At 70.6% G+C, this 21,700-nt stretch carries 20 protein-coding genes; 16 read left to right on the top strand and 4 right to left on the bottom strand.

Features of this window, described 5'->3' with window-relative positions; genetic code table 11:
• The coding region (locus IE262_RS31190) for a Scr1 family TA system antitoxin-like transcriptional regulator (RefSeq protein WP_189878413.1) at window positions 1-615 on the bottom strand (615 nt) is incomplete at its 3' end.
• A gap of 423 nt (window positions 616-1,038) precedes the next feature.
• On the opposite strand from IE262_RS31190, the gene IE262_RS31195 reads away from it, so the two are divergent.
• From IE262_RS31195 to IE262_RS31215, 5 genes are all read left to right on the top strand, one after another.
• Window positions 1,039-1,479: an ATP-binding protein gene (locus IE262_RS31195; RefSeq protein ID WP_189878416.1), complete on the top strand. Its 441-nt coding sequence runs from the start codon at window positions 1,039-1,041 to the stop codon at window positions 1,477-1,479.
• Window positions 1,480-2,710: 1,231 nt separating this feature from the next.
• Entirely contained in the window at window positions 2,711-3,784 is a 1,074-nt protein-coding gene (locus IE262_RS31200; protein WP_229877629.1) for a sigma factor-like helix-turn-helix DNA-binding protein, read from the top strand.
• On the top strand, window positions 3,781-5,541 hold the full coding sequence (locus tag IE262_RS31205) for a transglycosylase domain-containing protein (RefSeq protein WP_229877631.1): 1,761 nt from the start codon (window positions 3,781-3,783) through the stop codon (window positions 5,539-5,541). Before IE262_RS31200 ends, IE262_RS31205 begins: the two co-directional genes overlap by 4 nt.
• 109 nt (window positions 5,542-5,650) lie before the next feature.
• Window positions 5,651-6,622, top strand: a complete 972-nt coding sequence (locus IE262_RS31210) for a cytochrome P450 (protein WP_229877632.1) — start codon at window positions 5,651-5,653, stop codon at window positions 6,620-6,622.
• Between the two features lie 177 nt (window positions 6,623-6,799).
• Entirely contained in the window at window positions 6,800-7,969 is a 1,170-nt protein-coding gene (locus IE262_RS31215; protein ID WP_189878420.1) for a TIGR03118 family protein, read from the top strand.
• A gap of 63 nt (window positions 7,970-8,032) precedes the next feature.
• Here the strand turns inward: IE262_RS31215 and IE262_RS31220 are convergent, their stop codons facing one another.
• Entirely contained in the window at window positions 8,033-8,983 is a 951-nt protein-coding gene (locus tag IE262_RS31220; protein ID WP_189878422.1) for an AraC family transcriptional regulator, read from the bottom strand.
• 100 nt (window positions 8,984-9,083) lie between these two features.
• On the opposite strand from IE262_RS31220, the gene IE262_RS31225 reads away from it, so the two are divergent.
• Window positions 9,084-10,010 carry an MBL fold metallo-hydrolase gene (locus tag IE262_RS31225; protein ID WP_189878423.1) on the top strand — a complete coding sequence of 309 codons (927 nt, stop codon included), beginning with the start codon at window positions 9,084-9,086 and terminating at the stop codon, window positions 10,008-10,010.
• Complete coding sequence (locus tag IE262_RS31230; protein ID WP_373305189.1) at window positions 10,007-11,512, top strand: MFS transporter; 1,506 nt, start codon at window positions 10,007-10,009, stop codon at window positions 11,510-11,512. The genes IE262_RS31225 and IE262_RS31230 overlap by 4 nt, the downstream gene beginning before the upstream one ends.
• A gap of 30 nt (window positions 11,513-11,542) precedes the next feature.
• Here the strand turns inward: IE262_RS31230 and IE262_RS31235 are convergent, their stop codons facing one another.
• Both IE262_RS31235 and IE262_RS31240 read right to left on the bottom strand, forming a co-directional pair.
• The gene (locus IE262_RS31235) at window positions 11,543-12,016 is read right to left on the bottom strand and encodes a carboxymuconolactone decarboxylase family protein (RefSeq protein ID WP_189878425.1); all 474 of its coding nucleotides are present in this window, start codon (window positions 12,014-12,016) and stop codon (window positions 11,543-11,545) included.
• 111 nt (window positions 12,017-12,127) lie between these two features.
• Window positions 12,128-12,658, bottom strand: a complete 531-nt coding sequence (locus tag IE262_RS31240) for a DUF4232 domain-containing protein (RefSeq protein ID WP_166681598.1) — start codon at window positions 12,656-12,658, stop codon at window positions 12,128-12,130.
• A gap of 391 nt (window positions 12,659-13,049) precedes the next feature.
• On the opposite strand from IE262_RS31240, the gene IE262_RS31245 reads away from it, so the two are divergent.
• The 9 genes from IE262_RS31245 to IE262_RS31285 all read left to right on the top strand — a co-directional run bounded on the left by IE262_RS31245 (window position 13,050) and on the right by IE262_RS31285 (window position 21,696).
• Window positions 13,050-14,132 (top strand): polyamine ABC transporter substrate-binding protein, encoded by a 1,083-nt coding sequence (locus tag IE262_RS31245; RefSeq protein WP_134034187.1) that lies wholly within the window; start codon window positions 13,050-13,052, stop codon window positions 14,130-14,132.
• On the top strand, window positions 14,132-15,073 hold the full coding sequence (locus tag IE262_RS31250) for an ABC transporter permease (protein WP_189878428.1): 942 nt from the start codon (window positions 14,132-14,134) through the stop codon (window positions 15,071-15,073). The genes IE262_RS31245 and IE262_RS31250 overlap by 1 nt, the downstream gene beginning before the upstream one ends.
• A complete protein-coding gene (locus IE262_RS31255; RefSeq protein WP_189878429.1) occupies window positions 15,073-15,843 on the top strand; it encodes an ABC transporter permease in 771 nt (256 codons plus the stop codon). Before IE262_RS31250 ends, IE262_RS31255 begins: the two co-directional genes overlap by 1 nt.
• Window positions 15,840-16,910, top strand: a complete 1,071-nt coding sequence (locus tag IE262_RS31260) for an ABC transporter ATP-binding protein (RefSeq protein ID WP_189878431.1) — start codon at window positions 15,840-15,842, stop codon at window positions 16,908-16,910. The genes IE262_RS31255 and IE262_RS31260 overlap by 4 nt, the downstream gene beginning before the upstream one ends.
• A gap of 58 nt (window positions 16,911-16,968) precedes the next feature.
• On the top strand, window positions 16,969-18,264 hold the full coding sequence (locus IE262_RS31265; protein WP_189878434.1) for a glycosyltransferase: 1,296 nt from the start codon (window positions 16,969-16,971) through the stop codon (window positions 18,262-18,264).
• A 133-nt stretch (window positions 18,265-18,397) separates the two neighbouring features.
• A complete protein-coding gene (locus IE262_RS31270; RefSeq protein WP_189878436.1) occupies window positions 18,398-18,718 on the top strand; it encodes an SHOCT domain-containing protein in 321 nt (106 codons plus the stop codon).
• Between the two features lie 104 nt (window positions 18,719-18,822).
• Complete coding sequence (locus IE262_RS31275) at window positions 18,823-19,248, top strand: PepSY domain-containing protein (protein ID WP_189878438.1); 426 nt, start codon at window positions 18,823-18,825, stop codon at window positions 19,246-19,248.
• 142 nt (window positions 19,249-19,390) lie between these two features.
• Window positions 19,391-20,248, top strand: a complete 858-nt coding sequence (locus IE262_RS31280; protein WP_189878592.1) for a response regulator transcription factor — start codon at window positions 19,391-19,393, stop codon at window positions 20,246-20,248.
• Window positions 20,245-21,696 carry a sensor histidine kinase gene (locus tag IE262_RS31285; RefSeq protein ID WP_189878440.1) on the top strand — a complete coding sequence of 484 codons (1,452 nt, stop codon included), beginning with the start codon at window positions 20,245-20,247 and terminating at the stop codon, window positions 21,694-21,696. Before IE262_RS31280 ends, IE262_RS31285 begins: the two co-directional genes overlap by 4 nt.
• The last annotated feature ends 4 nt before the right edge of the window (window positions 21,697-21,700 follow it).

Consider the following 21,700-nt stretch of genomic DNA (forward strand, 5'->3'; position numbering starts at 1 on the left):
TTCTCGCGTTCCGACATGTCCAGGAGGCTGAGGAGTTGGTCGCGCAACAAGTCGGGGGGTAGAGCCGGCCCGGGGGTACAAGGCGGATTCGTCGATCACTGTGCGCAGTTCGGTGGGGCCCGCCGGCCTGGTGAGGATCTCCTTGCGGGCTTGCCGCACCTGCACCAGCGCCGTTGCGGTCTTCTGGGTTGCGGCACGGGGAGAGCTGGAGATGATCGCGTGTGCGTAGGCCGGGGTCTGTAGCAAGGCCGGGATGAGCTGCGGGAAGTAGGCGCGGATCATTACGGCTTCCGACTCCAGGGCGATGATGTCCGCATAGGCCTGTGGCAGGACATCAGCGTAGGCGGCCCACCAAGCGCGGTACCCGGAGTTGATGATGCGGGTTACCTCGCCGATGGTCTCGGCATCGGTGATGCCGTACTCGTGCAGCAGTGTTGAGACCTCCTCTGTCCTGATCTGATATTGGCCGGTTTCAACACGGCTGAGACGTGTGTTCTCCCATCCGAGAATGCCAGCAGCTTGGGCGAGCGTCCGCCCGGATGTCTTCCGGTACTGGCGAAGCAAGCCCCCAAGTCGCCGTCTGATGACCGGCGGTGGCGTATGCGCAGCGACCATGTGCGGATTCTGGCACAACGTTGCGGTTCAAGGAGGGGAGTTACGACGAGAACGTACGTACACCCCTGCGGCTTCCTCTCACAATGTTGCGAACTAACCGCAGATTAGAGCAAGGTAGAAGCAAGGCCCGTGAGTGCTCGTCAGATCACGGTCTGTTGATCACGCACGGTTCGTGCGGGCGCGTCCCGGATGCGCCCCCTCAAGACCACCGCCCGCGAACAGAGGCGCCGCGATGACCCCACCGTCTCCCCAGAAGCAGCTCAGCACGACGAGCACTGCTCGGAACACAAGCTCAGCCGCCATCGCCTGTGCACGGCCGATAGACGTGCGGGCCCGTCCCTTCGCCAAGCGCAACGACGACCCGGCCCACGGGGACGCCGAAAAGCTGCGGACAAACGTCGAGCTCGGGGGTGCGGAGTGACGATGCCTGTCGTTCGCCCGGCCGCGACCGGCCACCCCGGCTACAACGTCACCAAGCCAGCCGTGCCCGAGACCGTGGAGGAAGCGCGACGGCTCACGCGACAGGCCATGTGCCTCTGGGATCTGGAAGAGCAGACGGAGACCGCCGCATTGCTGATCTCCGAACTCGTCACGAACGCCATCACCCACACCGCCAGCAACAGCATCCGCCTCATCGTCGCCCGGCCCGCACCCACCCGGGTGTGGCTGGCAGTCGTCGACAGAGCGCCTGGCCATGTGCCCCAACTGCGATCCGTGGAGGCCGAGTCGGAGTCAGGCCGAGGCCTGCGACTGGTGGACGCCATTGCCAATCGCTGGGGCTACGACGTACTGGGCTCCCACTCGACGCGCGGCCCGTGGGGCAAACGCTGCTGGGCTGAGCTGCGCGTGGAGAGCACCCGATGAGTGCCCACAAATACCGCACCATCACACCGACGAGGACACCACCGATGTCGCCCCGATCCGCCCCGGACGACACACTCGCGATCTCCGCCGTGCAGGCTCCGGCCCCGACGCGGGACCCTGGCCAGTCGATGTGCTGGACCTGGCCTGCCTCAGCCCATCTGACGGAGCAGGTCATGCACACCGTGACGGAATGCTTCATGGCGTGGGGCCTTAGCACGTCCGTCGCCGATCTCCTCGGCGACCTGGCCGCCGAGCTCGCGTCCGGCATCCCGGACAGTCCCTACGTTGCGGTGGCCGTCACCCTGACCGATACCCAGGCGACGCTCAGCGCGAGAACGACAGCCGACTCTATGACTGCCGAGGCCCAGGCCCGCGGCGCCTGGCCGACAGCACAACGCGCTCGGCACCGTAGGCCTCTTTGCCCCACTACGTGGGGACTGCACGGCGAAGTCGGTAACTCGGATACATACGCAGTGATCAACTTCGCTCGAAGAACCCGCCCCTAGACCCGCTGGTCCGCGCTCCCCCCGTCGCGGAGACCAGCGGTGTGCCCCGTCCGGCGGGTGAGGGAGCCGGGCGGGGCACTGCATACCAGCCCCTCCTTGACCACGCCCCGGTAGACCGTGCCCGACTTGTAGCCCGACCGCTTCACCCGAGCTTCCGAAGCGGATTCTCCCGACGGAGTTCGATGAGCTGCGGCTGGTCGCCGACTACATCCACCGCGCAGACAACGTCGACGGTGGCGGGGGCCGCCTGCTGGGCGACTTCGCGAGCCGCTCGATGGAGTGGGCCGTGCGGCTGCTCTTCGTCGACTACCTACAGCAGCTCCGGCCCGAACTCCTCAGCCATGTGCCCGGCGGAGGCCAGCGACTGGTGCTGCGTGCCCGAACGGGTTTTCCTTCCTCGCCCGCCAGGCGATCCGGCTCGGTGATCCCGACGAGGGCCTGACGTACGCGGACAAGGGCCTCGTACGCTCCGACCGGGTGCAGCACGATCGCCTTCCCGCCGATGGCTCGCCCGCGTCCGAACTCGTCCTCGGTCATGCCCCGCCGGAATCCGTGCCGTCGCCCTGCAACCCGGCCGCCCCGGCCGTGCGTACAGGTCCCGTAGGTCGCATCCGCTCACCGCTCACCGAGTGATCAACCTACGTACTCAGTAAGGCAGTTGTGCTACCGCGACCGCTGGTGCCGCGTTCCGCGCAACCGAGTTCCCGAACGGAAGGACCGCTCACGTGCTCCCCGCACACGACGTGCTGCCCGCCCCGCACGACTTCGCCGCGTACGCCCGGACGAACTGGCCCCGGCTGGTCATGACGGCGCGGCTCCTCACCGATGATCCCGGTGAGACGGAGGAACTGGCTCGGCGAACGCTGGTGCTGACGTATGCGCGGTGGCGCCGTGTTCCGCGCGACGACGCGGACTTCCATGTGCGGCGCGCCCTGGTGAAGGGCCACCTGCGCGGGCTGCGCGGACGGCAGGCCGCGCGACGGCGGGCCGTACTGGTGCTGCGGCTGTGGGAGGGCATGGCCGACGTGGAGATCGCCCAGTTGCTGGGCTGCTCGGTGGGCGCGGTGCGCGCTCACGCCAAACGCGGTGTGAGGGAGGCCGGCGCCGACGCCGGGCGACTGCGGGAGAGGTACGCCCGTGCCGTCGAGGACATCGTCCCGTCCGAGGTTCCGCTGGCCGGCATCGAGGCGTCGGGCCGCGCCCTGCGGCGGCGCCGCCTCGCCGCGGCCTCGGCCGCCTGCGCGGCGCTGCTCACCCCGGCCGCCCTCCTCACCGCGGGCGGTATCGGAGGCGGCGGGACGGACGGGACGTCCGGAGGTGGTGCGGGAGGTGCCGCGCGCCGGGCGGAGAGTCCGGTACGGGTCGTGGCGCTGGGCGAGCGGGTGTCCGCCGTGCCGGGGGTGCGGATGTGGCTGACGGCCGACGGCGGGCACTGGTCGGCTTCGAAAGGGCGTCACCACGTCCAGCGACTGACCGACAGCGGTCTCCCGCTCGACGAACCGGGCGTCTCCGCGCGGGTGGGATACGTGCGGGACAGGTTCTTCCTGTCGGGCCTTTACCGCGGCCTGCGCGGCGATCCGGGCCGCGTCGAGGTGAGAACCCCCACCGGCACGATCACCGCGTCCGTCCTCACCTTGGCGGGCAGTCCGGGCTGGGGCATCTGGTACGCGAACACTCCGCTGTCCGGGAAGGACGTGAAGACGCTGCTCGCCGGCGGCCGGAGCGAGCAGAACGTGACGGCGTACGACGCCTCGGGCAAGGTCGCCGCGCGGTCGGGGATCGAGGTGGGGCTGGTATGAGTGGGGCTGGTACGGGCGGGGCCGGTACCAGCGGGACGGACGAGTTCCGACTGGCGCGTGTGGCGCGGCGCCTGGGGAAGCGGATGCGGCCTGTGTCCCGGCACGGCGGGCGCACTCCGCTCCGGGTCCGCTTCCGGCGTACCCGGGGGCGGCGTCTGCGGCGGCTGTTCCTCGCCGTCCTCGCGCTGATCGGGACGCTGTGTGCGGCGGCCGTCGTGGCGTACGAACTGACGGCCATTCCCGAGCCGCACCCCGAGACCATCACCCAGAGCACCGTGTTCCTCGACTCGAAGGGCGCCTACCTGGGCCGGCGCGGACCGGTCGACCGGCAGGACGTTCCGTTGTCCGACGTCCCCCTCCACGTCCAGGAGGCGGTGATCGCCGCGGAGAACCGCTCCTTCCGTACGGACAGCGGGATCTCACCCCGGGCGATCACGCGGGCCGCGCTGGCGGCGGTCACCGGCGGCGAGCAGCAGGGCGGCTCCACCATCACCCAGCAGTATGTGAAGAACGCGCTGCTGAGCCCGGAGCGGTCACTGTCACGCAAGGCGCGCGAGGCGCTCATCGCGATCAAGCTGGACCGCACCAGGAGCAAGGACGAGATCCTCAGGGGATATCTGAACACCGTGTACTTCGGCCGTGGCGCCGCCGGAATCCAGTCCGCCGCACGCAACTACTTCGGCGTGGACGCCGATGACCTGACGGTCTCGCAGGGCGCGGCGCTGGCGTCCATCGTCAACATCCCCTCGTACTACGAGAAGGCGGGCTCCGACCCGAAGGTGACCGCGAAGCTGGAGGACCGCTGGGAGTGGGTACTCGACGCGATGGCCGCGAGCGGGAGCATCACGGCGAAGCAGCGGGCCGCGGCGCGTTTCCCGGCGTTCCGGTTCTATCCGCCGGGTGAGACCGAGGGGCAGCGGCAGTATCTGATCGACATCGCCGCGAAAGAGGCCGCAGACCGGCTCGGCATCACCGACGACCAGCTGGCGAGCGGCGGCTACACCGTGTCGACCACCTTCGACCTGACGCTGCAGGACACCACCACCCAACAGGTCGACGCCCCGTCCGGCGGCAAAGGCGTCCGGGTGCACACCGCCGTCGTGGGGATGGTGCCCGGCGACGGGGCGGTGCGGCTGCTGTACGGGGGCTCGGACTACGCGCGGCAGCCGTTCAACGACGCGGTGAGCGGTGCGGTGGAGGCGGGCACGGCACTGGAGCCGTTCAGCGAGATGCGGCCCGGCGAGCCGCTGCGCCGGCTGCTGAGGACGGCGGCGCCGACCCCGCTGGGCCTGGCGTCGGCGTACGCGACGGTGGCGGCGAACGGGATGCATGCGGCCCCGTACACCGTCGCCCGCATCACACAGGAGGGGCGCACCGTCTACCAGGCGAAGCCCGACGTACGGCGCGCCCTGAACCAGAAGGAGGCGTTCCTCGCGGCCGACCGGGCCGGAACCGGGCCGGCGCCCGTCGCCATCGGCTCCGCCGCGCCGCAGAGGTTCTTCACTGGCGGGGCGGGGGGCGGGACCACACGGCGGACCGTGTGGACGACCGGGTACGACAGCCGGCTCGCCGTGACGGTCGCGCTGTTCGCCGACCGGCCGGGCGACAAGAAGGGGACGACGGTGCCCGCGCAGCTGCCGAACGAGCCGTCACCGAAGGAGTTCGCGGAGACGACGGCGATCGGGATCTGGGAGGCGGCCACGGGGGATGACACGGGGGCTGCCGTGCGACCGGCTTCCCCCGCGGAGGTGGGATGAGCGCGTCAGACGGGGGACCGGGGCGTGCGGAGGGGGGCGCCGACGCGGTGCAGTTCCCGGAGTGCCTCGCGGTACGAGCGCAGCAGTCCCGTTTCGTGGTAGTCGACCCATGGGGCCGCCCGACGACCAGCAGAGCTCACCGGCACCGCCGGGCTTCTTCCTCCTGATGGACCCTCCCGATCACACCCGGTACCGCAGGCTGCTGACCGGCCAGTTCACCGTGCGCCGGATGAAGGCCCTGGAACCGCGGATCGCCGCCATCGTCGCCGACCACCTGGACGCCATGGCCGCGGCCGGGCCTCCGGCCGATCTGGTCCAGGAGTTCGCGCTGCCCATCCCCTCCCTGGTCATCTGCGAGCTGCTCGGGGTGCCCTACGCCGACCGGGCCGGCTTCCAGCGCGACTCCGTCCTGCTGATCAGCTTCGACCTGCCGGAGAAGGACCGGGAGGCCGCCATGCGCCGGATGACGGCGTACCTCGGCGACCTCACGGCACACAAGCGCACGCACTCGGCCGACGACCTGCTCAGCGGCCTCGCCACCCACCCGGAACTGACCGACACCGAGATCGCCGGGATGGCCTCGCTCCTGCTCCTCGCCGGACACGAGACCACCGCGAACATGCTCGCCCTGGGCACCTACGCGCTCCTGCGGAACCCCGCCCAACTGGAAGCGGTGCGCGAGCCCGCGACGGTCGGCGCGGCGGTCGAGGAACTGCTGCGCCACCTCAGCATCGTCTTCGTCGTCGTACGCACCGCACGCGAGGACGTCGAGGTCGAGGGCCGGCCGATCAGGGCGGGCGAGTCCGTGACGGTCTCGCTGGCGGCGGCCAACCGCGATCCGCGGCACTTCCCGGCCGCCGACCGGCTCGACGTCGCGGGCGGCCGCATGGGACACCTCGCCTTCGGCCACGGCGTCCACCAGTGCCTGGGACAGCAACTCGCCCGGACGGAAATGCGCCTGGCCTACCCGGCACTGCTGCGACGGTTCCCCGCCCTGCGCCTCGCCGTCCCTCCGGAACAGGTACCGCTGCGCGTCGGCACCACGATCCACGGCGTCACCCGTCTCCCCGTCACCTGGTGAGTCCCCCGGGTGAGTCACCAGGCGAGTCCCCCGGTGAGGAGCGGCGCGGCGCATGGACGAAGGCAGGGCCCGTCGAGGGTGGTACTTCGCGTGTCGATGACGGTCAGGGTTGCGGGCACATGAGATGACTTCTACCAGTTCGTCCCGTCGGGACCCGTACTGGACAGGAGCACCTGCATGGCATCACAGGCAACGGCCCGTCGATCCCGCCGCGGCATGCGACGGATGACGGCGGTCGTGCTGACCCTCGGCACGGTCGGCGCGCTCGCCGGCGCGTCGCCCGGGGCGGAGCACACGCAGCGCACGACCCGTCACGGCTTCGTGGAGCGCGACCTCGTCTCCGACATCCCGGGCAGGGCGGAGACGACCGACCCGAACCTGGTCAACCCCTGGGGGCTGGTCCGCAAGAACAACGGCGCGATCCTCGTGTCGAACAACGGCTCCGACACGGCCACGGCGTACTCGGGCGCCCTGGACAACCAGCCGGTCAACAACACCGGGCTGGTCGTGAAGTTCCCCGCGGGCGCCGCTCCGGACGGGGTGGTACGCAACGACACCGACACCTTCCGCTTCAGCGCCGGCGGCAAGTCCGGTCCCGCACGGTTCCTCTTCTCCTCGGAGAGCGGCTCCCTGTTCGCGTTCAACCCGGACGTGAGCCCGAACGCCATCCAGGTCGCTTTCGAGCCCAGCGACGGCACGAACGCCGTCTTCAAGGGCCTGGCGCTGGTGCCCGGCAAGAAGAAGGGCAAGGAGGACAACAAGAAGCAGGACAAGAAGCACGAGAAGCCGCGCATCCTCGTCGCGAACTTCCGTGACGCCCGCGTCGACAGCTTCGACACGAACTTCAAGCTGCTGCCGCCCGACGGCCGGTTCCAGGACCCGAGCCTGCCCGCCGGATTCGCACCGTTCGGCATCAAGACGATCGGCGACAAGGTCTTCGTGACATACGCCCTCCAGGACGCCGCCAAGCACGACGACGTCGCCGGTCCGGGCAACGGCTTCATCAACGTGTTCAGCACCGAGGGCAAGCTGCTCAAGCGCTTCGCGAGCCGTGGTGTGCTCAACTCGCCCTGGGGCCTCGAAACGGCGCCCAAGGGATTCGGGCAGTTCGCCGGTGACCTGCTCGTCGGCAACTTCGGAGACGGCCGCATCCACGCCTTCGACCTGAAGACGGGCCGGTTCGAGGGCACCGTGACGAACCCCGCCGGGAACCCGATCGTGATCCCCGGCCTGTGGGGGCTGCAACGCGGCACCGACCAGTCCGGTGGCAGGCGCACCGTCTGGTTCGCCGCGGGGATCGAAGACGAGGCACACGGACTGCTCGGAACCCTGCGCGCCGCGGGATGACCCCTCGTCACCGCACCTCGGGTGCCCGCCGGGCGGCCACACCGCCGGGCGGGCACCGGGTACTCATCCGGCGGATCGGTCTGCGGATCGGTCTGCGGATCGGTCTGCGGCCTGCGCCCGGTATCGCCCCGGTGTGGTGCCGAACTCCCTCTGGAAGGCATGGGAGAGCGCGTACGGGCTGCCGTAGCCGACTCGGCCGGCGATGGCGGCCAGGGTGTCCGGGGTGTCCCGGAGCAGGGTGGCGGCGAGGATCAGGCGCCACCACGTGAGGTACGCCATCGGAGGGCGGCCGACCAGGGTGGTGAACCGGCGCGCCAGGGTGGGACGGGAGACGCCCGCCTCCGCGGCCAGGCTGTCGTTGCTCCACGGCGCGGCCGGGTTCGAGTGCAGCGCCCGCAGCGCGGCAGCCGTCACCGGGTCGCCCAGTGCGCTGGGCCAGGCTCCGCTGGTGGCCTCGGTCATCCAGGAGCGGATCATGTAGACGAGGAGGAGATCGAGCAGGCTCGGCAGCGCGATGCAGGAGCCGGGCTGCCTCTCGTCCAGCTCACCGGCGAGCAGGTCGATCGCGGCACGGAGTTCGAGGTGGCTGCCCACGCGGTTGGGGAGGTGGACGACCTCGGGCAGCTCCGCCATGAGCGGGTGGATGCGGCTGCAGTCGAGCCAGTACTTGCCGCAGAGCATCTCCGTGTCGTCACGATCAGGCAGGGCTCGCGGCCCCGTCTCCTCAAGCCATTGCTCGAACGGCACCGCCTTCTCCTGCGCGACCGCCGCGTCGACCGGGGAGTCGGCGATCACATGACCTGCGCCATGAGGCAGCAGCACCGCGTCGCCCACGCCGAGACGCACCGGGGCGCCGCCGTCGGGCAGGAGCCAGCACCTGCCCTTCAGGACGACGTAGAAGCCCGCGCCGTCGTACGGGTCCAGCCGCGCGCACCAACTCCCCCTCGTCCGCACCCGGTGGGACCACGGGTGCCCGAGGTGCACGACCGAGATCGCGTCGCTCACCACATCCATCCGCCCAGCGTATCTGCCGTATAGAGCGTGAGACGGATTCTTATTTCATTGAGCCGGATGCGCATTGAGGGGCTCGTTCCGCCTTCCTAAGGTCGAGCACATGACGAACGAGGACGAGAACGAGAACGAGAGCGTGCGGAGCTTGGTGCTGGGGGATGTCGAGGTCATCCGGGTCGTTGAGTGGCACAGACCGTTCGCGCCCACCTCCGGCATGTTCTCAGGAGCCACTGCCGACGTCTGGAAGGACAACGAGGGCTGGCTGGCACCGGACCACTGGGAGCCGGACAGCGATCTGGCGGTCCTCGCTCTGCAGACGTGGGTGCTGCGCAGCGGCGGGCGGACCGTCCTGGTCGACACGGGAGCGGGCAACGGGCGCGAACGGCCGGGCATGCCGCCGTTCCACCAGTGCCAGGGTGATTTCCTCGGCCTTCTGGCGAGGGCCGGCGTTCGCCCGGAGGACGTCGACGTCGTCGTCAACACCCACCTCCACGTCGATCACGTCGGCTGGAACACCGTCGACGCGGACGGGGAGTGGGTACCGACGTTCCCCAACGCCCAGTACCTCATTCCGGCCGCCGACGACTTCCACTACGGCCCCGACAATGGATACGGGAACGGTCTGCAAGAGGTCGACCGGCTGATCTACGAGGACAGTGTCGCGCCCGTCCACCACGCCGGACAGGCCGTGCTGTGGGACGGCCTCCACCGCATCGACGAGCACCTCACCCTGGAGTCCGCGCCCGGCCACACTCCCGGTTCGTCCGTGCTGCGCCTCGCATCGGGGAGCGACCGAGCGGTCTTCGTCGGAGATCTGCTGCACAGCCCGGTGCAGATCCTCCAGCCCTGCTGCAACAGCAACGCCTGTCTGGCCCCGGAACAGGCGGTGGCCAGTCGCCGTCGGATTCTCGGGCGGGCAGTCGACGAACGGGAGCTGCTCGTCCCCGCGCACTTCGGTGGCGCGGGTGCCGTGGAAGTCCGACGGGACGGTAGCGGGTTCGCCCTCGGCGCCTGGGCGGCAACGTCGTGACGCACACGTCCACCGGGCGGCCCGCCACCGGAGCCGGCGCCGACGCTGATGTCGGCGCCGACGCCGGCTCGGCCCTCGTCCCGGTGCTCGCCTTCACGGGCATCGTGGTCGCGGTGATGCAGACCCTGCTCGTCCCGGTCGTCAAAGACCTGCCGCACCTGCTGGGCACCGAGCCGAGCAACGCCACCTGGGTCATCACCTCCACCCTGCTCTCCGGCGCCGTCACCACGCCGGTCGCGGGCCGCCTCGGCGACCTCTACGGCAAGCGCCGCATGCTGGTCCTCAGTCTCGCGGTGATGGTCGTCGGCGCGCTCGTCAGCGCGCTGACCAGCGACCTGCTCACGATGGTCGTGGGCCGCACCCTCCAGGGCTTCGCGATGAGCGCGATCCCCCTCGGCATCGGCCTGATGCGCGACCTGCTCCCCCGCGAAAAGCTCGACTCGGCGATGGCCCTGATGAGCACCTCCATGGGCGTCGGCGGCAGCCTCGCCCTGCCCGCCGCGGCCCTGGTCGCCCAGCACACCGACTGGCACGCCCTCTTCTACGGCGCCGCCGGCCTCGGCGTCCTCTGCATCGCCCTCACCCTCCTCGTCGTCCCCGAGTCCCCGACCCGCGCGCAGGGCACCTTCGACGTCCTCGGCGCGATCGGGCTGTCCTGCGGTCTCGTCCTCTTGCTGCTGCCGATCACCAAGGGCAGTGACTGGGGCTGGACCTCGGGCACCACGCTCGGCCTGTTCGCCGCGTCGGCGGTCGTGCTCGTCCTGTGGGGCGTGATGGAACTGCGGCTGAAGGCACCGCTGGTGGATCTTCGGAGCACGGCCTACCCGGCGGTGCTCTTCACGAACCTCGCCTCGATCATGGTCGGCTTTTCCTTCCTGGTCGTCTCCCTCGTCCTCCCCCAGTTGCTCCAGCTCCCCGAGTCCACCGGCTACGGTCTCGGGCAGTCGATGGTGGTCGCGGGCGTGCTCGTGGCGCCGCTCGGCCTGACCATGATGCTCGCGACCCCCCTCTACGCCCGGCTGTCCGCGAGGTACGGCCCCAAGGTCACGCTGATCCTCGGCATGCTGATCATCGCGATCGGCTACGGCGCCGGCCTGGGCCTGATGAGCGCCCCCTGGCAGAGCCTCGTCGTCACCGTGATCCTGGGCCCGGGCATCGGCCTCGCCTACGCCTCACTCCCCGCCCTGATCGTCGGCGCGGTCCCCGCCTCGGAGACAGGCGCGGCGGGCGGACTCAACACCCTGATGCGCTCGATCGGCGCCTCGGTCTCCAGCGCCGTCATCGGCATGGTCCTCGCCAACACCGCGAACGACGTGAACGGGGTCGCGGTCCCGAGCCTGCACGGCTTCCGTGTCTCCTTCCTCATCGCGACGGGCGCGATGGTGATCGGCCTGCTCACCGCCCTGTTCCTGCCCGGGGCGCGCCCGCCGGGTGACGCTGTCCGAGCCCGGCGCGATCCGCACACGCAGCGGAACGCGCACCACGCCCCGGGCCTCCGCTGAGGGTGCCCGGGGCGTGTGCCGCCACTCCCGTTATGCGAACTGGCCGGGCTGGTAGTCGCCGGCGGGCTGCTGGATGATGCAGTTCAGGCGGTTGTAGGCGTTGATGAGGGCGATCACGGCCACCAGGGCGGCGAGTTGCTCCTCGTCGTAGTGCTTGGCGGCGTTCGCCCAGACCTCGTCCGAGACACCACCGGCCGCGTCCGCGAGGCGGGTGCCCTGCTCCGTCAGCTCCAGGGCGGCGCGCTCGGCATCGGTGAACACCTTCGCCTCCCGCCAGGCCGCGACCAGGTGGAGACGCTGCGCGGTCTCCCCCGCGGCCGCGGCGTCCTTGGTGTGCATGTCGGTGCAGAAACCGCAGCCGTTGATCTGGCTGGCGCGGAGCTTCACCAACTCCTGCGTCGCGGCCGGCAGGGTCGAGTCCGAGAGGACCTTGCCCGCCGAGTTGATGTACCGCAGGAACTTCCCCGCGAGCGGGTTGCCGAAGAGGTTCAGTCGAGCTTCCATGCTGGGCTCCTGTGTCGTTGTCGCCGGTTACACCTCACTGACGGATCGGCCCGGCGCGATGTGACACGGCGCGGAGGTCAGCTGGAGAAGGAAGTCAGCTGGAGAAGGAGGTCAGCTGGAGAACGGGACGGCGTCGGCGGGGTCGGCGTGCCAGTTGGTGGCGATGGGCCTGTCGACCGTGACGGTGCGGGGGAGGCCGAGGGTGATGGCGTTGACCTCGTCGCCCGCGACGGACAGGTGGAGCCGGTCGAACTGCCTGCCGTTGTTGTCGCTGGTCGTCTTGGGGTTGATGCCGGCGTAGGCGGCGGCGGAGCCGGAGAGAGTGACGCTCTCGCTGACGCCGTGCTCGGCCGGCGACACCTCGGTGTCGGCGGAGGAGCCGAAGGACGCGGAGGGGAAGACGCCCTCCAGGGAGCAGGTGACGCCGGACTTGGCCTTGGCGGTGACGAGGAGGTAGCCGCCCGCCTGGGTCTGCTCGCTGACCGTGAAGGTCAGGTCGTTGGTTGCGCAGGCCCGTACGTTCTCGCTCCGGCTGTCGGCGGTGGCAGTGGCGGTGGCGGTGGCGGTGAGGGCCACCGACGCGACGGCGGCCAGGGCGAAGCGGGCGAGGCGGGCGGGGCGGGTGGCAAGGCGCGAACGCATCGAGATCTCCATGGTGCGGAAGTGGGTTCGTCCAGCGGGCTGCTTGGACGACCGCAGCTTGTTCCGCGATCCGTCCCGCCCGCCACAAAAGGCGGCCACTCCGGGACACCGGAACGGTGGAACGGGCGCTGACCAGCACGGACGCTGACCGCCTGGAACGGGGTGCTGGGACGGGGAGCCGCCCGAGCGGCGAAAGATCGCGCACACGGTCCCGTTCCGGCATCTTGCCCGATATTCGCTCATGCTGCGACACTTCGGAACCGCTGCCTGCCCGCGAACCTGTCGGTGCATCAGGCGCTGCCCCGCACGACCGGCTGATCTCGACAGCGAGGGAGTGGGTGTGTCGCGTACGCGTAGACCGTCAGGTGTCAGAAGACCCAGGCAGGTTCCCATGGCCGCGGCGGCAGCCGTGCTCGCGCTCGTGCTCTCCGCCTGCGGCGGCGGCAACGAGCCGGCCGGAAGCGGCTCCGCCGCCCCCGCGAAGCTCGACCCCGAGGCGGACCTGAGCAAGCAGCGGCTCACCGTGTCGAACTGGGACGGCTATATGCCGGAGGACCTGCCCGCCCGGTTCAAGTCCGCCGTCGGCACCCCCGTCACGGTCGCGAAGCACACGACCAACGAAGAGATCGTCGCCAAGCTGACCGCCGCCTCCGGCAGCGGCATCGACGTGGCGTTCGTGTCGGGCCAGTACGCGCAGGCGCTCGCGGCGCAGGGGCTGCTCGAACCCATCCACCACGAACTGGTCCCCAACCTGACGAACCTGGACCCGCTGGCGTCCCGTCTCGCCCACGACAAGGGCAACACCTACTCCGTCCCCTACACCTGGGGCACCACAGGGCTCTGCTACCGCAAGGACCTCACCGGCTACACGCCCGACAGCTGGAACGATCTGCTGAAGCCGCGCGCCGCGCTGAAGAAGAAGATCACCATGCTGAAGACCGAGCGCTGGCTCTTCCTCCCCGCGCAGAAGGTGCTCGGCTACTCGGTGAACACGACGGACGGACAACAGCTCGCGCGCGTCAAGGAGTTGCTGCTCGACGCCAAGCAGGGGCTCCTCGCGTACGACGACACCACGTTCGGCGACCGGCTGAAGTCCGGGGAGGCCGCGCTGGTGGAGGCGTGGGACGGCTGGTGCCCGACCGACGACAAGCGGATCGGGTTCGTGGTCCCCAAGGAGGGCAGCGACCTCTGGGCCGACACGATGGTCGTCCTCAAGTCGTCGAAGAACAAGGAGGCGGCGCACGCCTTCATCAACTACGTCCTCGACGCGAAGACGCACTCCTGGGTCGCCTCGAACATCTTCTACAAGGTGCCCAACGCGGCGGCCATGGCGGAGGTCGACCCCGGCCTGGTGAAGAAGTATCCGGCCCTCGCCATGACGCCCGAGAAGCTGCTGGAGGGTGAGTCGGCCGTCGACCTCGGGGACGCCACGGCGGACTACGCGCGGATCGTCACGGAAGTCACCGCGGGGTGATGGCCGGAGGCCGTGCGGGGGCGGGCCCGGTGACGCGTCGGCTGAAAACGGGCTCAGCGGCCTCCGGAGCGCGCACACGAACCGGCTCCGGAGCGCGCGCACGAGCCCGCCTCGTCCTGATCGGCCCCGGCTTCTCGTACCTGGTCGTCCTGCTGGTGCTGCCGCTGGCCCTGGTGATCGGCTACACCGCCTTCCGGCGGGGCCGGTTCGGCGGGATCGCGTACGAGGACGGGGTGACGGGTGACAACTTCGCGAGGATCGCCGACCCCCTGTACGCCGGCGTCCTCACGGACTCGCTGCGGATCGCGGGCATCACCACGGTGCTCGCGCTCGCCCTCGGCTACCCGACGGCGTACGCCATCACCCGGCTGACCGCACGGTGGCGTACGGTCGCGCTGGTCCTGGTCGTGCTGCCGTTCTGGACCAACTTCCTGGTCCGTACGTACGCCTGGATCGTGCTGCTGTCCGGCGAGGGCGTGGTCAACAGGGCCCTCACCGGCGTCGGGGTGACCGACCGGCCGCTGCGGCTGCTGTATACGGAGGGGGCCGTCGTCGTCGGGCTGCTCTACGCCTACCTGCCGCTGATGGTGCTGCCGCTGTACGCGGCGATCGAGCGGGTCGATCGACGGCTCCTCGAAGCCTCGGCCGACCTGGGCGCGCGCCCGGTCCGTACGTTCTGCCGGGTGACGCTTCCGCTCACCCTGCCCGGCGTGCTGACCGGCTGCGTCTTCGTCTTCGTGCCCAGCCTCGGCAACTTCGTGGTCCCCGAGCTGCTGGGCGGCGGGCGTACGGTCATGGTCGGCAATCTGCTCAGGGACCAGTTCCTGACCGCGCGGGACTGGCCGTTCGGCTCGGTGCTGGCCCTCGCGCTCATGGCGTTCCTGGTCCTGCTGCTGATGGCGCAGGCCTGGGCCGGGCACCGGACGGGGAGTCGTCCCTGATGCGCCGGCCGGCAGCGCGACTTCCGCTGTGGCTGACGTACCTGTTCCTCTACACGCCCGTCGGCGTGCTCGTCGCGATGTCCTTCAACCGGTCCGAAAGCCCCTACGAGTGGGGCGGGTTCGGCACCGGCTGGTACGGGACGCTGGCCCGCGACGACGAGGTGCTGAGAGGTCTGGCCAACACGGTGATCGTGGCGGTCGGCGCGACCGTCCTGTCCACGGTCCTCGGCACGCTCCTCGCCGTGGGGCTGGCCCGGCACGCGAGCCGGTCACGGCTGCTGTACGCCCTGTCGGTGATGCCCGCCGTCCTGCCGGACCTCGTGCTCGCGATCGGTCTGCTGGCCTTCTACTCGCTGATCTCGGCGACCCTCGGCCTGTACTCGGTCCTGCTCGCGCACTCCGTGTTCGGCCTGGCCTTCGTCACGGCCGTCGTCCGCACCCGGATCGCCCATGGCGACCCCTCGCTGGAGGAGGCCTCACGCGACCTCGGCGCGGGAGAGGTCAGTACGTTCCTGCGGGTGACCCTGCCGGGCCTCGCCCCGGGGATCGTGGCGGGCGCGCTGCTGGTGTTCACGCTCTCGCTCGACGAGTTCGTCATCGCCTTCTTCACCGCGGGACCCCAGGACCCCACCCTGCCGATCGTCATCTACTCGATGATCAGGTTCGGGGTGACCCCGGAGATCAACGCGCTCGCCACCGTCCTGCTGACGGTGAGTTTCACCGTGGTGATCGCGGCCCAGCGGATCAGCCGGCTCGCGGAGGCACCGTGATCCGTATCCATGAGGTCACCCGGCGGTTCGGCGACACCACCGCCCTGGACGCGGTGAGCCTGGACATCGCGGAGGGCGAGTTCTTCGCGCTGCTCGGCCCGAGCGGCTGCGGCAAGACGACCCTGCTGCGCGTCCTCGCCGGGTTCGAGACCCCGGACAGCGGCACGGTCACCCTGGACGGCCGGGACCTGCTCGCCCTGGCCCCGCACCGACGGCCGGTCAATCTGATGTTCCAGTCCTATGCCCTGTTCCCGCACATGTCCGTGGAGAGGAACATCGCGTACGGGCTGGCGCGCGAAGGGCTGCCCCGGGCGGAGATCCGGGAACGGGTCACCGAGGTGCTCGACACGGTCGGACTGACCGCCCTGGCCCGGCGACGGCCGCAGCAGTTGTCCGGCGGGCAGCGGCAGCGCGTCGCCCTGGCCCGCGCCATCGTCAAGCGGCCCCGCCTGCTGCTGCTCGACGAGCCGCTGTCGGCGCTCGACAAACAGGTCCGCGCGGAGATGCAGTTGGAGCTGAAGCGGCTGCAGCACGAGGCCGGCATCACCTTCCTCGTCGTCACGCACGACCAGGAGGAGGCGATGTCGCTCGCCGACCGGATCGCCGTCCTGGACGCGGGGCGCGTCCAGCAGGTCGACACGCCCGTCGAGCTGTACCGGCGCCCACGGGGCAGATTCGTCGCGGGCTTCGTCGGCGCCAACAACATCTTCGCCGGACGGCTGCTGGCCTCCGGCGGACTCGACGTGCCCGGTGTCGGCGTGCTGCCGGCGGCAGCCGGGGACGCGGCGAGCGGCGACATCACCGGGCTCGTCGCCGTACGTCCCGAGAACATCCGGTTCACCGACCCGGACGGCGACGCTGACGCTCCGCTGCACGGCACGGTGCTGGACATCAGCTTCTTCGGCGGCTCCTCACGGATCGCGGTCACGGTTCCCGGCCTGGACCGGCCGGTCCTGCTCACCGCCCCGGGCCCGGCCCCCGTGGCCCCCGGCGCCCGCGTCGCACTGTCCTGGCACCCGGAGAGCGCCGTACTGATCGAGGAGACGGTCGAGACGACGCACGGTTGAGACGACGCACGGTTCAGACGACGGTTGAGACGACGGGAGAAGGCCCTTGAGCGGACCCTTGAGCAGACCCCTGACCATCCTCTTCGCACCGGAGAGCGCCTACGGCCCGACGAACAACTGCGTCGGCATCGGAGACGTCCTGCGCCGCCGGGGCCACCGTGTGGTGTTCGCGGCCGAGGCATCCTGGAAGGGCAGGCTCAGCCCGCTCGGCTTCGAGGAGGACCTGGTCGATCTCGCACCCCCGCCCGAACAGCCCCAGGACGCGGGCCAGTTCTGGAAGGACTTCATATGGGACACCGCACCCGAGTTCCGTAAGCCGACCATCGAGCAGCTGGGCACCTGGGTCAAGCCTGTCTGGGAGGAACTGGTCTCCGGAGCCCGCTACTGCGAGCCGCGGCTGAAGGCGATCATCGACCGGGTCCGCCCGGACGTGATCGTCGAGGACAACGTCGTCTGCTTCCCCGCGCTGACCACGGCCGGAGTGCCCTTCGTACGGATCGTCTCGTGCAACCCCCTGGAGATGAAGGGCGACCACGTGCCCCCGCCCTTCTCCGGATACCCGGCGGGCGACCGCACCGGCTGGGACGCCTTCCGCACCGAGTACGACCGCACCCACCGCGCCTTATGGGCCGACTTCAACACCTGGGTGACCGAACAGGGCGCACGGCCGCTGCCCGACCTGGAGTTCATCCACGAGGGCGACCTGAACCTCTACCTCTACCCCGAGCTCGCCGACTACACCGACGCCCGCCCACTGGGCCCCACCTGGCACCGGCTGGACTCCTCGGTCCGGGAGACCGACGAGGAGTTCACCCTGCCGCCAGAGCCGGCCGACCCGGCGGGCGGTACGGACGACGGGGCGCTGATCTACTTCAGCCTGGGCTCGCTCGGCTCCGCCGACGTCGGCCTCATGCGCCGGGTCATCGCCTCACTCGCCCGCACCCGGCACCGGTACATCGTCTCCAAGGGCCCCCTGCACGACGAGATCGACCTCCCGCCGAACATGTGGGGCGCCGAGTTCCTTCCTCAGACCCGGATCCTGCCGCTGGTCGACCTGGTCATCACTCACGGCGGCAACAACACGACCACCGAGTGCCTCCACTTCGGCAAGCCCATGATCCTGCTGCCGCTCTTCTGGGACCAGTACGACAACGCCCAGCGGATGGCCGAACTGGGCCACGGCATCCGGCTCGACCCCTACCGCTTCACCGACGCCCAGCTCCACGGCGCCCTCGACGAGCTGCTCGGCGACACCGGCCGACGGGCCGCCCTGGCCAAGGCCTCGGAGACCATCCGGGCACGCGACGGGCTGCGCACGGCCGCGGATCTGATCGAGCGGGCCGCGTCGGCCTGAGCCCGCTGCCCGCTGTTCTCGCACGGCTGCGTCGCGGAGCGACCGTCGCGGAGTGACCATGGAGGGAGGAAGGTCGCAGCGTGTGCCCGCCCCGAGCGCCGCTGATCTGGGGACCTTGGGGAAGTGAACCGCGATGATGTACTGGTACGGACACGGCGGCGGATGGATGTGGCCGTGGATGGTGCTCGGCAACCTCCTGTTCCTGGCGGTGATCGTCGTCATCGTCGTGATCGTCGTCCTGTTCTTCCGCGCTCTCTCGCAGCGTCCGGGACCACACGGCGGCGGGCACGCCGGCTGGGGCACCCCGCCTTCCCCCGGCGCCCCGGGCCCCCGCCCCGGTCCTGAGCAGATCCTCGCCGAGCGGTACGCACGCGGCGAGATCGACGAGGAGGAATACGAGCGGCGCCTGGCCACGCTCCGCGGCTCACCACCACCGGGCGCGGCACACCCGTAGAAGGTTGGGCGTTTCTTATCGGTTTCCTGGCCGCTCTCTAGTCTCCTGCTTGAGTGCCTGTTCCTAGGGTCGTTGACGTTCCCGACACCCTTGGAGATCTCGACATGAACGCTTCCAAGCGCGCCCTGGCCGCCGCTGTGTCCACCGCCGCCCTGCTGGTCGGGCTGGTCGCCTGCGGCAGCTCGGACTCCGGCTCCGGTGACTCCGGCTCGTCCTCGAACAGCGCCGCCTCCGGCCAGGCCGGCGGCGACACCCAGGCCGCGGAAGGCGGTGCGCAGGCCGAGGCCGAGGGCGACGGCGGCGGTGACGCGGTGGAGACCCCGCTGACCGGCGAGGCCAAGCAGAAGGCCGAGGCCGCGGCCCTGGCCGAGTTTCCCGGCACGGTGATCAAGTCCGAAGAGGACGCCGAGAATCCCGGCATGTACGCGGTGGAGATCAAGAAGTCCGACGGGGGCGAGGTGGAGGTCTACCTCGACCCGAAGACCTACAAGGTCGTCAAGACCAAGGACGAGGCCGGCGACGAGGGCTGATCCGGCCGCCGGAGCCACGGAGTCGGGCCGGCCGACGGCAGGCACCCTCCCCGCCTGCCGTCGACGGGCCCGACCGTTCGAACTGCGATGGATTGGCGTGATCATGGCACATGGAACGGTGCGGTTGTGTGAGCCTGACGCCATGCAGGTGCTGCTCATCGAAGACGACGAACGGATCGCCGGCCCACTGGCCGAGGGCCTGGCCCGCTACGGGTACGCCGTGGAGCGGGCGCGCACCGGCTCGGCGGCGCTGGCCGCGGACGAACCGGACATGGTGCTGCTCGACCTGGGCCTGCCGGACATGGACGGCATCGACGTCTGCCGGGCCCTGCGGCGGCGCTCCGACGTACCGATCATCATGATCACGGCCCGGGGCGAGGAGATCGACCGGGTCCTGGGCCTCGAACTGGGCGCCGACGACTACATGGCCAAGCCGTTCGGCGTCCGCGAACTGGTCGCCCGTATCCGCGCGGTCAGCCGCCGCGCCCGCCCCGGGGCCACGGCGGGTGCCGACGCCCCCGACGGCGCCCCCGCCGGTATGGCCGAGGGCGCGGCCGTGCCGGGCCTGCCCGCTCGGGCGCCCGGCGCCGGCGGCCCGCCGCCCGTGGAGGCGCCGCAGGCGGTGGGGCCGCTGGTCATCGACCGCCGCACCCGCCAAGTGCACCTCCATGGAACGCCCATCGCCCTGGCGCCCAAGGAGTTCGACCTGCTCGTCCACCTCGCCGCGGACCCCGGGGCCGTCTGTTCGCGCCGGGAGATCGTCGACCAGGTGTGGGACCCGCACTTCTTCGGGCCCACCAAGACCCTGGACGTGCACGTGGCCGCCCTGCGCCGCAAACTCGGCGATCCCGCCTGGATCGAGACCGTCCGCCGGGTGGGCTTCCGCCTCCACGTCCCCGATGCCGTACGACCGTCCGATGCCGTACGACCGTCCGATGCCGTACGGCCCCCCGATGCCGTACGACCCTCCGGCGGCGCGCACCCGGCAGCCGGTGCATGACCCGGCGTCTGCTGGCCGGCTTTCTCGGCCTGGTCCTGCTGGTGCTGCTCGGCCTGGAGATCCCCTTCGGACTGCTGTACGCCCGCGCCGAAACCTCCCGCCTGTCCAACAGCGTCGAACGGGACGCCGGAATGCTCGCCGAGCTCGCCGAGGAACGCATCGAGGAGAACAACACCGACGAGCTGCCCGAGCTGGCCACCGGCTACGCGAGCGGGACCGGAGCACGGATCGTCATCGTGGACCGCACCGGCGCCGTCCTGACCGACTCCGCCTCCCTCACACCCGTCGGCACCGATCTGTCCGCCCAGCCGGACATCGCCACCGCCCTGCGCAACCGGCCCACCGTCGGCACCGCCCGCGACCCGGACAGCGGCGCCGAGATCCGCTACGCCACCGTCCCCGGCTCCTCCGGCAGCACCATCCGCGGCGCCCTGCGGCTCAGTTACCCCACCGACGTCCTCAACGGCCGGGTCCACGACATCTGGCTCACCCTCGCCCTGACCGGCCTGGGCGTGCTGGCGGTGGTGACACTGATCGCCCTCGCCCTGGCCCGCTGGATCGTCCGGCCCGTCCACGCCCTGGAACGCGCCACCACCCAACTCGCCGACGGCACCCTCACCCACCCTCCGGCCACCGACCTCGGCCCGCCCGAACTGCGGCGCCTGGCCGCCTCCTTCACCCACACCGCCGGCCGTCTGCAACATCTCCTCACCGCGCAGCGCGCCTTCGCCGCCGAAGCCTCCCACCAGCTGAAAACTCCCCTGACCGCCCTGCGGATCCGGCTGGAGAACTTCGAACCGCACCTCGACCCCGCCGTCCACGACAGCCTGGAAGAGGCCATCGGCGAGACCGAACGCCTCGGCCGCATGATCCAGGGGCTGCTCTCCCTGGCCCGTCTGGAGGCCGCCGCCACCACGCCGGAAGCCGCCGACCTGGACGCCGTGGTGGCCGAACGTGCCGCCATGTGGGCGCCGTTCGCCGCCGAACACCATGTCGGCGTCAGCACCGCCGGCCACCGGGCCGGTCACGTCTGGGCCATTCCCGGCGCGCTGGAACAGATCATCGACAACCTGCTCGCCAACGCGCTGCGCGTGTCCCCGCCCGGCACCACCATCACCGTGGCCACCCGCCCTGTGCCCCGGGGCGTCGAACTGCATGTCATCGACCAGGGCCCCGGCATGACCGAGACCGAACGCCGACGTGCCTTCGACCGGTTCTGGCGCGCCTCCGACAGCCACCACGACGGCACCGGACTCGGTCTGCCCATCGTGGAACAGCTCACCCGCGCGAGCGGCGGCCGCATCACGCTGGAAGCCGCGCCGGGCGGGGGACTTGACGCCGTCGTGCTCCTCCGCCCGGCCCGCACCGCCGCCGTCGGACCGCCGTGGGCCGGAGCTTCAGGGGCGGGCGCCGAGTCCCGGGGCTCCCGCTCCGGGGCTCGGCGGTAGCCCT

This window comes from Streptomyces bluensis, assembly GCF_014650715.1.
In the GTDB taxonomy this organism is placed as follows: domain Bacteria; phylum Actinomycetota; class Actinomycetes; order Streptomycetales; family Streptomycetaceae; genus Streptomyces; species Streptomyces bluensis.